The 14059-nt window shown below is 68.2% G+C and carries 12 protein-coding genes; all 12 read left to right on the top strand.

The features are described 5' to 3' along the window. The first annotated feature begins 23 nt into the window (after positions 1-23). The 12 genes from N177_RS00880 to N177_RS00825 all read left to right on the top strand — a co-directional run bounded on the left by N177_RS00880 (position 24) and on the right by N177_RS00825 (position 14055). Entirely contained in the window at positions 24-1319 is a 1296-nt protein-coding gene (locus N177_RS00880) for an amidohydrolase family protein (protein ID WP_023430328.1), read from the top strand. Between the two features lie 164 nt (positions 1320-1483). Next, positions 1484-1690 (top strand): hypothetical protein, encoded by a 207-nt coding sequence (locus N177_RS00875; protein ID WP_023430327.1) that lies wholly within the window; start codon positions 1484-1486, stop codon positions 1688-1690. Positions 1691-2112: 422 nt separating this feature from the next. After that, positions 2113-2919 carry an IclR family transcriptional regulator gene (locus N177_RS00870; RefSeq protein ID WP_023430325.1) on the top strand — a complete coding sequence of 269 codons (807 nt, stop codon included), beginning with the start codon at positions 2113-2115 and terminating at the stop codon, positions 2917-2919. A gap of 45 nt (positions 2920-2964) precedes the next feature. Beyond that, positions 2965-4131, top strand: coding sequence for a zinc-dependent alcohol dehydrogenase (locus N177_RS00865; RefSeq protein ID WP_023430324.1), 1167 nt, complete (start codon positions 2965-2967; stop codon positions 4129-4131). A 143-nt stretch (positions 4132-4274) separates the two neighbouring features. Beyond that, positions 4275-5195 (top strand): FAD binding domain-containing protein, encoded by a 921-nt coding sequence (locus N177_RS00860; protein ID WP_023430323.1) that lies wholly within the window; start codon positions 4275-4277, stop codon positions 5193-5195. Continuing rightward, complete coding sequence (locus N177_RS22210) at positions 5188-7071, top strand: molybdopterin-dependent oxidoreductase (RefSeq protein WP_023430322.1); 1884 nt, start codon at positions 5188-5190, stop codon at positions 7069-7071. Before N177_RS00860 ends, N177_RS22210 begins: the two co-directional genes overlap by 8 nt. Then, the gene (locus N177_RS22205; RefSeq protein WP_023430321.1) at positions 7071-8087 is read left to right on the top strand and encodes a xanthine dehydrogenase family protein molybdopterin-binding subunit; all 1017 of its coding nucleotides are present in this window, start codon (positions 7071-7073) and stop codon (positions 8085-8087) included. The genes N177_RS22210 and N177_RS22205 overlap by 1 nt, the downstream gene beginning before the upstream one ends. 55 nt (positions 8088-8142) lie before the next feature. Beyond that, positions 8143-9060 (top strand): sugar phosphate isomerase/epimerase family protein, encoded by a 918-nt coding sequence (locus tag N177_RS00845; RefSeq protein WP_023430320.1) that lies wholly within the window; start codon positions 8143-8145, stop codon positions 9058-9060. A gap of 110 nt (positions 9061-9170) precedes the next feature. Further along, positions 9171-10136 (top strand): Bug family tripartite tricarboxylate transporter substrate binding protein, encoded by a 966-nt coding sequence (locus N177_RS00840; RefSeq protein ID WP_051402204.1) that lies wholly within the window; start codon positions 9171-9173, stop codon positions 10134-10136. A 10-nt stretch (positions 10137-10146) separates the two neighbouring features. Next, entirely contained in the window at positions 10147-10641 is a 495-nt protein-coding gene (locus N177_RS00835; protein ID WP_040484909.1) for a tripartite tricarboxylate transporter TctB family protein, read from the top strand. Positions 10642-10649: 8 nt separating this feature from the next. After that, complete coding sequence (locus N177_RS00830) at positions 10650-12167, top strand: tripartite tricarboxylate transporter permease (protein WP_023430317.1); 1518 nt, start codon at positions 10650-10652, stop codon at positions 12165-12167. Next, entirely contained in the window at positions 12157-14055 is a 1899-nt protein-coding gene (locus tag N177_RS00825; protein ID WP_051402190.1) for a thiamine pyrophosphate-binding protein, read from the top strand. Before N177_RS00830 ends, N177_RS00825 begins: the two co-directional genes overlap by 11 nt. Positions 14056-14059 lie beyond the last annotated feature (4 nt).

Raw genomic sequence — 14059 nt, 5'->3', positions numbered from 1 at the left:
CTCCAGAGAATGAAGGTCCCGAGATGACACTCGATCTCATCGTCCGAAACGCCTCGCTGCCGGACGGGCGGACCGGCGTCGACATCGGCTGCGAGGGCGGCCGGATCGTGGCGCTGACGCCTGGGCTCGAGGCCGAGGCCGTCGAGGAGGTCAACGCCGGGGGGCACCTCGTGTCGCCGCCCTTCGTCGATCCGCACTTCCACCTGGATGCGACCCTGTCGCTCGGGACGCCGCGGATGAACGTCTCGGGAACGCTGCTCGAGGGCATCGCGCTATGGGGCGAGTTGAAGCCGCTCCTGACCCACGAGGAGGTCGTCGAGCGGGCGCTGCGCTACTGCGACCTCGCGGTCGCCCAGGGGCTTCTCGCGATCCGCAGCCATGTCGACATCTGCGACGACCGGCTGCTGGCGGTCGACGCGCTGATCGAGGTGAGGGAGACGGTGAAACCCTATCTCGACCTGCAGCTCGTGGCGTTCCCGCAGGACGGCTATTACCGCTCGCCCATGGCGGCGGAGAACCTGCGCCGCGCGCTCGACAGGGGCGTCGACGTGGTCGGGGGCATTCCGCATTTCGAGCGGACGATGGCGGACGGTGCCCGGAGCGTGGCGGAGCTCTGCGAGATCGCCGCCGAGCGGGGCCTCCTCGTCGACATGCACTGCGACGAGACGGACGATCCCATGTCGCGTCACATCGAGACGCTGGCCTACGAGACGCAGCGGCTCGGCCTGCAGGGGCGGGTCGCCGGCTCTCACCTGACGTCCATGCACTCGATGGACAACTACTACGTCTCGAAGCTCCTGCCGCTGATGGCGGAGGCGGGCGTGACGGCGATCGCCAACCCGCTGATCAACATCGTGATCCAGGGGCGCCACGACACATTCCCGAAGCGGCGCGGCATGACGCGCGTGAAGGAGATGCGCGACCACGGCATCGACGTCGCCTTCGGCCACGACTGTGTGATGGACCCATGGTACTCGCTCGGCAACGCCGACATGCTGGAGGTCGCGGCGATGGGGCTGCACGTGGCGCAACTGACCTCGCGCGACGACATGCGCTGGTGCTTCGAGCGCGTGACCACAGCCGGCGCCAGGGTCATGCACCTCGACGGCTACGGCATCGAGGTCGGGAACCGGGCCGACATGGTGCTCCTCCAGGCAGGCGATCCGATCGAGGCGATCCGGATGAAGGCGACGCGGCTCGCCGTGATCCGTTCGGGCAGGGCGATCGCGCGGACGCCCCCGCGCGTGGCGGCGCTGGCGCTGCCGAGGCGACCGGTCCGGCTCGATCCGGCGGCGTATCGGCCGACCGGCGGCGGTTAGTTTCTCGGCTTCACCGGCCTTCCCGGCCGGGCCGGTCCGGCGGTCGAGGCGAGACGGATCGGGCGCGACGGCTTGATCGCCGTCAATGGCCGGTCTCACGCGCCGAGCTAGCGTGGCCGACGGATGTGCCACGGTCGCCAATGCCGGGCACGCGGGAGGGATCGATGACGAGGCAGGAATTGTCGGCGATGCTCCACCATCTCGATCCGGGCGCGGCCTGCAGCATCAGGCTGGAGGTTCTCGCCGCCATGTTCGGCGACAACGGCCTGGACCTCGGGCCTTCCGCCGAGGCGTTCGCGGAGGAACACGGCTGCACGTTCTCCTTCGTCGCGGGCGAGGAGCCGCGCTTCGTGAAGAGCGACGTGTTCTGACGACCAACTGCCTGTGACCGCCAGAGGACCGGCGCGGCCGGCGCCGCCGAAGGGTGAAGGCTCGGCGGGGATGCGGAGTTTCGCCCCCGTCATCGTCGCCGTGAGCCAGATCGAGCTGGCCGACCTCCGCCGCTAGCGCTGACGGTGTGAAATCAGCGTGCTCCACCGGGTTCGAACAGGTTCTCTCGGTTCCGTGATCGGAAACGGTCGCGGTTCCGAGCCTTTTCCCCTGCTTTTCCGCGCACCGAAACGACCCTGAGGGAGATCCATCTTAATCGGTCATTTCACCATGCGAAATGCTATCCCCATGCGTGAAATTCCGGCTTGTCCCCGCGGAAGCCTGGCCGCATCGTGAGGGCATGAAACGCGACGACACCCAAGAGACCCTGAGCATCGGTCCGGCCGCTATCGAGACCACCTCCGTGCGTGAGCGCCGGACGGTGCAGTCCGTCGAGCGGGCGCTCGACATCCTCGAGGCGCTGTCGGCCTCGGATGGCGAGCTGCAGCTCCGCGAGATCGCGCAGCGCACCGGCATCAACCTCTCGACGTGTCACCACCTGCTGATGACCCTGATGGCGCGGGGCTATGCGGGCCAGCACCTTCGCGACAGGAGCTACTTCCTCGGCAACAAGGTGTTCGAGATCTCGAGCATGCGAAGCCGCCAGATCGACCTCGTGCCGATGGCGATGCCCGACCTGCGCCATCTGAACCGCGAGACGCAGGAGACGGTGCATCTCGAGGTCCTGCGAGGGACGGACCTGACGACGCTCGCGAAGCTGGAATCCCGCCAGGCCGTCCGCGTCGGCACCGACAGTTTCGGCAAGTCGAACGCCGCCCACGCGACGGCCACAGGCAAGGCGATCCTGGCCTGGCTGCCCGAGAACGAGATGATGCGCGTGATCGCGGAGAAGGGGCTGAGCCGCTTCACGGACAGGACGATCACGACGCTGGCGGGCCTCGTGGAGGCGCTGCGCGTGGTCCGCCGCAGCGGCTATTCGACCGACGAGGAGGAGTTCACGCTCGGCGTGACCTGCGTTGGTGCCGCGCTCCGCGACCACTCCGGCGCAGTGGTCGGCGCGGTGAGCTGCTCCATGCCGGCGATGCGAGCCGACAGGGCGCATCTCGACGCCGTGACGAAGGCGGTGCGGCGCTGCGCGGCTTCCATTTCCAACCGCCTGGGCGACACGACGGCCCGGAATGGCGGAGGCGGCGCCGCGAGCGCCGCCTGATCCCAAAACACCAGACGAACAAGACCCTTCAGGGAGGACTTTGACATGGCACTCGACGCAAGCGTGAAGACGAGCCCGGATTTCCCGATCCCCGAGACGATGAAGGCCTGGGTGCTGGGCGATCCCGACCAACTGACGCTCACAGAGAAGCCGGTCCCGTCGCCGAAGCGCGCGGAAGTGCTCGTCCGCATCGACGCCGTGGCGATCTGCGCGACCGACCTCGAGATCATCCACAACGGCCCCCCGGCGATGATCCAGGGCGGCGCGCCGTTCAACAAGAACTTCACGCCCGGCCATGAGTACATGGGCACCGTCGTGGCGCTCGGAGAGGGCGTCGACGAGTACACGATCGGCGACCGCGTCACGGTCGAGATTCACGCCGGCTGCGGCCAGTGCAAGCGCTGCCGCCAGGGCATGTACACCTCGTGCCACAACTACGGCCTGAACTACGGCGACAGGAACAAGGGCCACCGCGCGAACGGATTCACCACCGACGGCGGCTTCGCCGAATACGCGGTGAACAACATCAACACGCTCGTTCACGTGCCGGACGACATGTCTGACGAGGAGGCGACGCTCGTCGTCACCGCCGGCACGGCGATGTATGGCCTCACGGAGCTCGGCGGTCTCGTCGCCGGCGAGAGCGTCGTCGTCACCGGACCCGGCCCGATCGGCCTGCTCGGCGTCGCGGTGGCCAAGGCGCTGGGCGCCCAGCCGGTGATCCTGACCGGCACGCGCGACAACCGGCTCGAGATGGGCAAGAAGCTCGGCGCCGACCACACGATCAACGTGCGCAACGAGAACGCCGTCGAGCGCGTCCGCGAGATCATGGGCGGCAAGGGCGTCGACTACGTCGTCGAGTGCTCCGGCGCGTCGAACGCCGTCAACGAGGCGGCGCAGATGGTCAATCGCGGTGGCCGCATCTGTCTCGCCGCCTTCCCGCACGAGGCGGTGCCGGTCGACGTCGCCTATCTCGTCCGCAACAACATCTACGTCTACGGCATCCGCGGCGAGGGCAAGAGCGCGACCCACCGCGCGGCGGCCTTCATGGAGCAGAAGCGCTTCGACGCGACGCTCATCCACACCCACACCTTCCCGATGGGCGACCTCGAGACGGCGCTGAAATACGCCCGCGAGCGCATCGAGGACGCGATCAAGGTGGTGGTGAAGAACGATCACGCGGTGTCGCAGCGCGCGGAAGCCGCGGAGTAGCAGGATCTGGCCGGCGGCGGCCGAGAAACGCCGCCGGCAGCGATATCTGGACGGCCTCGCGGGGCCGTCCGTAGCGCTAGCGCGCCTTCAAGAGCCGGCGGAAGACCGGCAGCGCGCCGCGGAGAACCGACAGGAAACGCCCCATGCTGAGCTGCGACGACTATCTGAAGCCGAAGAGCCTGAAGGAGGCCCTGCAGGCGGTGGCGCAGGCGCCGGCAGGCAGCCGCGTCATCGCCGGCGGCACCGACACGCTCCCTTGGGCGCGCGAGGGCCGGGCAGGCGACGTCCATGTGCCCGCGCTGATCGACGTGACCAAGGTCGCGGAGTTCCAGGGCACGCGGATCGAGAACGGCCGCTGCCGCATCGGCGCCGCCGTGCCGTACCAGCCGTTCCTCGACGACGTGAGCCTGCGGGCCGCGCTGCCGTGCATGCCCTATTGCGCGATCTGGTTCGCCGACGACCAGATCCGCGAGCAGGCGACGCTGGCGGGCAACATCGTCAACGCCTCGCCAGTTGCCGACGGGACGCCCGCGCTCCTGACCCTGAATGCCGAGGTGGAGCTTGCCCGCCTCGAGGGGGACGAGGTGGCGTTCCGGCGGATGAAGCTCGCGGAGTTCATCACGGGGCCGGGCCGGACGCAGCTCATGCCCGGCGAGCTCGTCGCCGCCATCGAGTGCGAGACGGCGGAGGGCTACGGAGGCTCGTTCGAGAAGGTCGGGGCGCGGCGCTCGCTCGTCATCTCGTCGGTCTGCGTCGCCGGGCTCGTGAAGACGAGCGAGGACGGCCGCAGCTTCGCCGACGTGCGGCTCGCCGCCGGCGGTGTCGGGCCGGTCGCGTTCCGTTTCGACGACATCGAGGACGAACTCGTCGGAGCCGAGATCTCCGAGGCGGCCGTCGAGAAGGCGGCCGACCACGCGGCGCGGCGCGTCGCCTCGCGCTCCCGCGTGGAATACCGCCGCGAGGTCATTCGCGGCTTCGTCATCCGGGCGGTCGAGGACGCGCTGGCGCGTGCCCGGCCCGCCATCCCCCACACACCCAGCCTGAAGGAGGCGATCCATGCCTGAGCAGGTCCTGGAACTGACCGTCAACGGTCGCAAGCAGAAGAAGATCGCGAAGCCCGGCGCCCGGCTCCTCGACTTCCTGCGCGACGAGCTCAACCTCACGGGCGCGAAGGAAGGCTGCGGCGCCGGCGAATGCGGCACGTGCTCCGTCTTCGTCGACGGCAAGCTCGTGAAGTCCTGCCTGATGCCGGCGATGAAGGCCGACGGCGCGACGATCGAGACCGTCGAGGGGCTCGCGAACAAGGGCGAGCTGACGCCGCTGCAGCGCGCCTTCCACAAGACCGGTGCGAGCCAGTGCGGCTACTGCATCCCCGGCATGGTGATGGCCGCGACGTCTGCGCTGCGCGAGAACCCCTTCGCCGATCGCGAGGAGATCAAGGAGCGGCTCGGCGGTAATATCTGCCGCTGCACCGGCTACCAGAAGATCTTCGAGGCGGTCGAGCTCGCCCGCGACGTGATGAACGGCCGGCTGCCCGCGACCGCTATCGACGTCGACGAGAAGGCCGAGAAGTATATCGGCGCGAATGTCCGGCGACTCGACGCGCCGAGCAAGGTGTCCGGCAGCCTGCGCTATGCCGGCGACATGACGATGCCCGGCATGCTACACATGCAGGTGCTGCGCTCGCCCCATGCCCACGCGAAGATCCTCTCGATCGACACGAGCGAGGCCGAGGCCCTCGAGGGCGTCGAGTGCGTGGTGACGCACGAGGACGTGCCGGGCGAAGACGGGTTCGGCGTGTTCGTCCACGACCAGCCGATCATGGCGCGCGACAAGGTGCGCTATGTCGGCGAGGCCGTCGCCGCGGTCGCCGCGGAGGATCTCGCGACGGCGCGGAAGGCGCTCGGCCTCATCAGGGTCGAGTACGAGGAACTGCCGGCGGTCTTCGATCCCTTCGAGGCGATGAAGCCCGGGGCGCCGAAGATCCACGACTATGCCGACGGCAACCTCACGAAGCACATCCCGATCCGCAAGGGCGACGTCGAGAACGGCTTCGCCGAGGCCGACGTCATCATCGAGGAAACCTATTCGACGCAGGCCGTCGAGCATGCCTATCTCGAGCCGGAGGCGGGGCTCGCCTATGTCGATCACGACGGCGTCGTGACCGTCCTGTCGCCGAGCCAGAACATCACGCACCACCGGCACATGCTGTCGAAGATCATCGCCAAGCCGATCAACAAGGTGCGCTTCATCATGAGCGCGGTCGGCGGCGGCTTCGGCGGCAAGGAAGACATGATCTACCAGGGCATGCTGGCGCTCGCGGCGATGAAGACGATGCGGCCGGTGCGGCTCGTCTTCACCCGCGAGGAGTCGATCGCCACGACCGCGAAGCGGCACCCCTTCACGACGCGGCTCAAGGTCGGCTTCAAGAAGGACGGGCGCATCACGGCGGCGGAGATGGAGGCGGTCGCCGACGGCGGCGCCTACGGGCTGTCCACCGAGGGCGTCATGCGCAAGGCGGCGATCCTCTCCTGCGGGCCCTACGACATCGCCAACGTCAAGGTCGACACACGGGGCATCTACACGAACAACACGCCCTCCGGCGCCTTCCGCACCTTCGGCGGCATGCAGGTCCAGTTCGCCATGGAAAGCCACATGGATCTGGCCGCGGAACGGCTCGGCCTCGACCCCTTCGAGATCCGCTACCTGAACGCGATGCGCGACGGAGCGGTGACCCACACGCAGCAGAAGCTCGACTCGGTGAGCGCGACGCGGGTGATGGAGGCGGCCGAGAAGGCTTCGAACTGGGAGCGGGGCGTCCCGAACGGCCGCGGCGCGACGCGCAGCGACCTCGGCGGGCCCGGCACCCGCAAGGCCTGCACGCTCGGCGCCCGGCTCGCCGAGCAGGCCGACCACCGCGTCGAAGAGGAGGTCGCGTGATGGAACGGATCGTCAGAGGCCGCGGCGTCGCGGCGTCCTGGTACGGCATCGCCCGCACCGCGACCATCGACCGGGCAGGCGCCTGGGTCGAGATCGACGACGGCGGCACGGCCAAGGTCGTCACCGGCGTGACGGAAATCGGCGAGGGCATCCTCACCGTGCTCGCGCAGATCGCGGCGGAGGAGCTCGGCATCAAGCCGGAGCAGGTGACGATCGGCGACAACGACACCGCGCGGGCGCCGGAGGCCGCGCATGCCGGCGCGACGCGCCAGACCTACATGATCGGCAACTCGGTCGCGCTCGCCTCGCGTGACGCGCGCACGAAGCTCGACAGGGAGATCGCCGACCACTGGAACGTGAAGCCGGAGGACATCCGCGCCTTCGACGGCGAGATCTGGGCGGAGGGCTCGAACCTCCGGATGTCGATGGAGGAGGCCGTCGACATCTGCAAGAAGCGGGGCGTCGTGCCGGTCGGCTCCGGCTCGTTCACGGCGCACGGCACCGGTCTCGACCCGGTCGACGGCTCCGGCAGCCCCTGGCAGGCCTACGTCTTCGGGTGCCAGGTCGCGGAGGTCGAGGTCGACACGGTGACGGGCGAGGTGCAGGTGCTCGGCATGTGGGCCGCGCACGACATCGGGCGCGTCATCAATCCGCGCGGCGTCGAGGGGCAGATCGAGGGCGGCATCGTCCAGGGTCTCGGCCAGGCGCTGATGGAGGATTACAGGCTCGAGAACGGCCACACGACGACGCACGGCTTCGCGAAGTACATCCTGCCGACGTCGCTCGACATTCCGGAAATCACGTCGATTCTCGTCGAGGATCACGATCCCCGCAGCCCTCTCGGGGCGAAGGGCATCGGAGAGCCGGCCCTCGTGCCCACGGCGCCGGCCATTCTCAACGCCATCCACGACGCGACGGGCGTGCGCATCCGGTCGCTCCCCGCGACGCCGGAGAAGATCCTCGCCGCACTCGCCGAGAAGCGCGCGCGGGACGGCGTCAGGGAAGCGGCGGAATAGTCGTCTGAAAGAGGCCACGGCGCATGAAGACGGCGGGCCCAAACGGGAGGGTAGCGTGAACGAGAACATGTATGGACGGATGCGTCTCGGCCTCGTCCATTTCAAGGCGTTCCCGGGGATCGAGCAGGGGGTGGGCCCGATCGTCGAGACGCTGGAGAGGATCTGCGAGGACGATTTCTGGACGGCCGTCGAGATCGGCTGGATGAAGGACTTCCGCGTCCGGAACACGGCGGCGGAGCTGCTTCGCCACAGCCATCTCGCCGTCGCCTACGCCACCCAGCCCAAGGTGCTGACGACGAAGCTGAACCTCAACTCGCTCGACCAGAAGGAGCGCAAGTCGGCGATCGACGGCGTGCAGGCCGCGGTCGAGGAGGCGTTTCAGCTCGGGGCCGAGGTCGTTCGCCTGATCGCCGGCAAGGATCCGGGCGACGAGAAGCGCGAGGAAGCGAAGAAGCTGCTCGCCGATTCGCTGTCGCAGATCATGGATTTCGGGGCCGAGCTCGGCCGCATGAACTTCACGCTCAAGATCTTCGACCGCGACATCGACAAGAAGAACCTGATCGGCCATTTCCAGGACGCGCTCGACGTCGCCGAGATGCTGGCGCCGAGCTACGAGAATTTCGGCCTGCTGGCGGATCTGAGCCATTTCCCGCTGCTCGACGAGAAGGCGGAGGAGGCGATCCCGCTCATCGGCAAGCACCTCCGCTCCGCCCACCTCGGCAACTGCGTCTTCCGCGACAGGCACCACCCGGCCTACGGCGACATCCAGCCGCGGTTCGGCGTGCCGGGTGGCGAGATCGATCTGCCGGAGGTGATCGACTACTTCCGCGTCCTTCGCGACAACGGCTTCTTCGATCAGGGCGAACGGCCGATCGTGAGCGCGGAGGTCCGCCCCGTCCTCGCGGGGGAGAAGTCCGAGGTCATCATCGCGAACACCAAGAGGGTGATCCGCGACGCATGGGCGCTGGCCTGACCGCCGGCGCCGAATGTCTGGCTGCCGGCGGCCGACACCGGAGCCGAACTCGACCGACCCGCGGAAACAAACAGGCGGGCGGTCTGAAGAACTGGGAGGAGACAATGAAGATGAGGTCTTTCGGAGTGGCGACGTCCTGGCTCGCGGCTTCCGTGGCGGCGGCTGCGCTGATCGCCGTTCCCACGGCGAAGGCGCAGGAGGACTTTCCCACCAAGCCGGTGGAGATGACGATCCTGTTCGGCGGAACGGCCCAGACGATCGGCCAGCTCCTCGCCGACCTGATGTCGAAGGAACTCGGGCAGCCCGTCGTTCCGGTCAGCCGGACGGGCGGCGGCGGCGCCATCGGCTATTCGCACGTCCACTCGACGAGGCCCGACGGCTACAACATCGTCTGGAACTCGAACTCGATCTCGTCCGGCTACCACCAGGGCAACCTGCCGTTCAACTACGAGGCCTTCGAACCGATCGCCCGCGTGACGGTGGAGGTTCCCGCCCTGGCGGTCCGCGCCGACAGCGGCTGGGAGAGCCTGTCCGACATGGTCGAGGCGGTGAAGTCCGGCGAGACGAAGCTGAAGATGGGGGCGTCCGGCCAGGGCTCGTTCACGGATCTCACGGCGAAGGCGCTCTTCCAGGAGCTGGGGATCGAGGACAAGGTCGTCTACGTGCCCTACGGCGACGGCAAGGCCCCCGTCGAGCTCCTGGCCGGCCGCGTCGACGCCGCCATCCAGTGGCCCGGGCAGTTCATCCCGCACGTCCAGAGCGGCGACCTGAAGATGCTCTGCGTGACGGGGTCGGAGCGGGTCGAGGTGATCGACGACGTTCCGACCTGCGCGGAGGCCGGCGCGGGAGATCTCGACATCACGATGTGGCGGGGCCTTGCCGCCCCGGAGGGAACCCCTCAGGAGGTCGTCGAGAAGCTCCAGGAGGCCGCTCGCAAGGCTGCCGAGTCGGACCAGCTCAAGGACGCCTCGGGCAAGCTCGGCTTCGAGATCTCCTTCATGGACGCACAGGAGTTCGGAGAGCTGATCGCGAAGGACGACGAGGTGATCGCCGAACTTCTGAAGTCTGGCAACTAAGAGCGCCGACATGACACAGCAGGGCAGGGACCGCCTCGCCGGGAGCATCTTGTTCGTCCTTGCGGCGCTCTGGTGCTGGGGCGTGGTCGCCACGATCCCGGTACTGGGGGCCGAGGGACGGCTGGGGCCGCGAGGATTTCCCCTGGGGCTCGGGCTGCTTCTGGCGGCGTTCTCTGCCCTGCTGATCGTCTCGAGCTTCCTCAGCCCCAAGGACGAGGCTGTCCAGGAGCTGAAGGCGGACGGGCCGCCGCTCGGCGTCGAGCTCTGGGCGGTTCTTTCGACGCTCGGCTTCCTCGGCGGCTACACCGTGCTTCTCTGGGCGGCGGGGTTTCTCGTCGCGACCGTCATCATCGTCGCCGCGGGGCTCGTGCTGATCCTGGGCAAGAGGAACTGGCTCTTCGTCGCCCTCATGTCGTTCGGAACCGCCCTCGTCGTCTTCGTCACGTTCAACAAGATCCTCGGCGTCTACCTACCGCACGGCCGCTGGATCGACATCTGGTTCTAGGTGGATTCATGGACGCGTTGCTCTCGGCGCTGCCACTCGTCGCGGATCCATCGGTTCTGCTGGCGATACTCGTCGGCTCCCTGATCGGTCTGATCTTCGGCTCCGTTCCCGGGCTGACCTACTCCCTGGCCCTCGCGGTCGTGCTCCCGATGACCTTCCAGCTGCCGACGGTCGCGGCGGTCGGGATGCTGCTCGGGACCTATATCGGCGGCATGACCGGCGGCTCGGTCGCCGCGATCCTCATCGGCATTCCAGGCACGCCATCGGCCGCCGCCACCGTCCTCGACGGCTACCCGCTCGCCCGCACCGGGCGCGCCGGCCTCGCCCTCGGGACCGCGGTTCTCGTCTCGACTTTCGGTGGGCTCTTCAGCCTTGCGGTCATGATCGTCTCGGTCGACTTCGTGTCGGGCATCGCGATCAAGTTCGGCCCGGCGGAGCTCTTCGCGCTCGTCCTCTTCGGCCTCTCGACGATCTGCGGCCTGGCCGAGAAGTCGCTGCTGCGGGGCCTGATCGCCGGCGTGATCGGCCTGCTCGTGATGACGGTCGGTCTCGACGCGATCGACGGCGTGCAGCGCATGACCTTCGGCTCGACCGCCTTTCTCCAGGGCGTCGACCTCCTGGTGGCGATGGTCGGGCTCTTCGCGGTGCCGCAGATCATGCAGACGCTGATCGACTGGCGGCGCGGGCGCGAGATCCGGCTCGAGGCCGGCGACGTCCGCAGCGAGATGCCGAAATGGAGCGAGCTGCGCCGTAACTTCGGGGTGATCGTCCGCTCGGCCGCGCTGGGCACCGGCATCGGGGCGATTCCCGGCACCGGCGGTCCTATCGCCGCCTTCCTCGCCTACGACCAGGCGCGGCGGTTCTCCAAGAACAAGGAGAAGTTCGGCAAGGGCGAGCTGGCGGGCGTGATCGCGCCCGAGACCGCCAACAACTCCGTGACCGGCGGCTCGATGATCCCGCTCCTTTCTCTCGGCATTCCCGGGGATCCCGCGACGGCGATCATCCTCGGGGGTCTGCTGATCCACGGCCTGACGCCCGGACCGCTCCTGTTCATGGAGCACAAGACGGAGGTCTACACGATCTACCTGTCGATCGTGGTGGCGTATGTGGCGATCCTCGCCTTCCAGTATTTCGGCATCAAGCTGTTCGTCCGCGTCCTGCGCGTGCCGCCGCACATACTGTCCGTCGTGATCGGCGTGCTCTGCGTGATCGGCACATTCGCGATCCGCAACTCCTTCTTCGACGTCTACGTCATGATGACGATCGGGCTGCTCGGCTACCTCCTGATGAGGGCGCGGATCCCGGTGACGCCGATCATCCTGGGCCTCGTGCTCGGGCCGACGCTGGAACGGGAGTTCCGCACGGCGCTGATCCTCTCGGACGGCAGCTACGCGATCTTCTTCCAGTCCACAGCGGCGCTGATCTTCTTCGCTCTGACGATCCTGATCATCGCCTTCCATTTCATCGGCCAGACGCGCGCCCGGCGCGCGGCGCCAAACGCAAAGGCTTCCATCGATGCTGGATAGACGCCGGGAAACGGGACTTTCCGCCACCATGCGCACGAGGGCGGGCGCAATCGCCGAGGCCGGCGGCGTGGACGCCGCGATCGTCGCCGGGACCGTGCCGGCGGTGATCGAGACGACGCTCTCGGAGGCACTCGTGCTGGCGCTCGCGCTGCAGGGCGTCACGAAATATCTCGCGATCTTCGGCCACGGCTCGACCGACCTCGGAGAGGTGTTGCGGGTCTACGGCGAGGAGGGCGTGACGCGGACGGTCAACTGCCGCAACGAGGTCGAGATGGCGCACGCCGCCACCGCCTTCGCCTGGCAGTACGGCGAGGTGCCGGCCGTCGTGACCTCGATCGGGCCGGGGGCCCTGCAGGCCATGGCCGGCTCGCTCGCCGCCGCGTCGAACGGCGTCGGCGTCTACCATATCTACGGCGACGAGACGACGGGCGGGGAGGGCTACAACATGCAGCAGATCCCCAAGGAGGAGCAGGGCCTATTCGGCCGCCTCACCGCGACGATGGGCGAGAGCTACGTGCTGCACACGCCGTCAGCGCTGCGCGACGCGATGAGGCGCGGCGCGCTGAAGGTGAACCACCCGTACAAGGCGGGGCCGTTCTACCTGCTCCTGCCGCTCAACACGCAGCCTGAGCTCGTCACGCTCAACCTCGCGGCCATGCCGCGCAAGCCGCAGCTGCCGACGATGGCGCCGGCGGACACGCAGGCGCTCGACCAGGCCTGCGATCTCCTGCGCCGGCACCGGCGCATCGTCATCAAGGCCGGCGGCGGCACGCGAGGCCACGACGCGGCGCTGCGCCGCCTCGCCGAGGCGATCGGGGCTGCCGTGGTTCTCTCGCCCGGCTCGACGGGCGTGCTGCCCGACCACCATCCGCAGAACATGCATGTCGGCGGCTCCAAGGGCTCGATCAGCGGCAACCACGCGATGGAGAACGCCGACCTACTGGTCGCGATCGGCACGCGCGGCGTCTGCCAGGCGGACTGCTCCGGCATCGGCTATCCCTCGGCCGAAGCCGTCATCAACATCAACGGCGATCTCGCCGACGCGACCCACTACAACCACACGGTGCCACTCACAGGCGACATCGGCGCCGTTATCGACGCACTGCTCACCCGGCTCGAGGCCACGGGCGGACTCAGCCTCGACGACAAGCGCGAGTGGCTCGATGCGTGCGGACGCCAGAAGGCGATCTGGGCGCAGTTCAAGACCGAGCGTTTCGAAGCGCCGGCCGTGCACGATCCCGTGTGGAACCGGCCCGTGCTGACCCAGCCGGCGGCCCTCCACGTCGTCGCGAAGTACGCGAACGAGACGAACGCGGTGAAGTATTTCGACGCGGGCGACGTGCAGGCGAACGGCTTCCAGGTCGTCGAGGACGACCGGACGGGCCAGACCTACACGGAGACCGGCGCCTCCTACATGGGCTTCGCCGTCTCGGCTCTTCTCGGCAACGTGCTGGCGGAAAAGCCCGAATACGGAATCGCGTTCACGGGCGACGGCTCGTTCATGATGAACCCGCAGATCCTGATCGACGGTGTGGAGCACGGCGTGAAGGGCACGATCGTGATCTTCGACAACCGCCGGATGGCGGCGATCACCGGGCTGCAGAAGGCGCAGTATCAGCACGAGTACAAGACGAATGACGGCGTCGCCGTCGACTATGTCGCGATGGCGGGCTCGGTTTCCGGGGTGAAGGCCCTCTGGGGCGGCACCTCCGCGGAGGAGCTGCGTGCCGCGCTCCAGGCCGCACGGGACCATGACGGCCTCGCGGTGATCCACGTGCCCGTCTATTGCGGCGACGACCCGCTCGGCGGCATGGGGGCCTACGGCTCCTGGAACGTCGGCAACTGGGTCGAGGACGTCCAGCAGAAGTACCTGCACCAGACCATCTGACGCC

Origin of the sequence: Lutibaculum baratangense AMV1 (genome assembly GCF_000496075.1) — a bacterium.
Lineage (GTDB): Bacteria > Pseudomonadota > Alphaproteobacteria > Rhizobiales > Tepidamorphaceae > Lutibaculum > Lutibaculum baratangense.
This window is presented reverse-complemented; position numbering and strand designations above follow the sequence as displayed.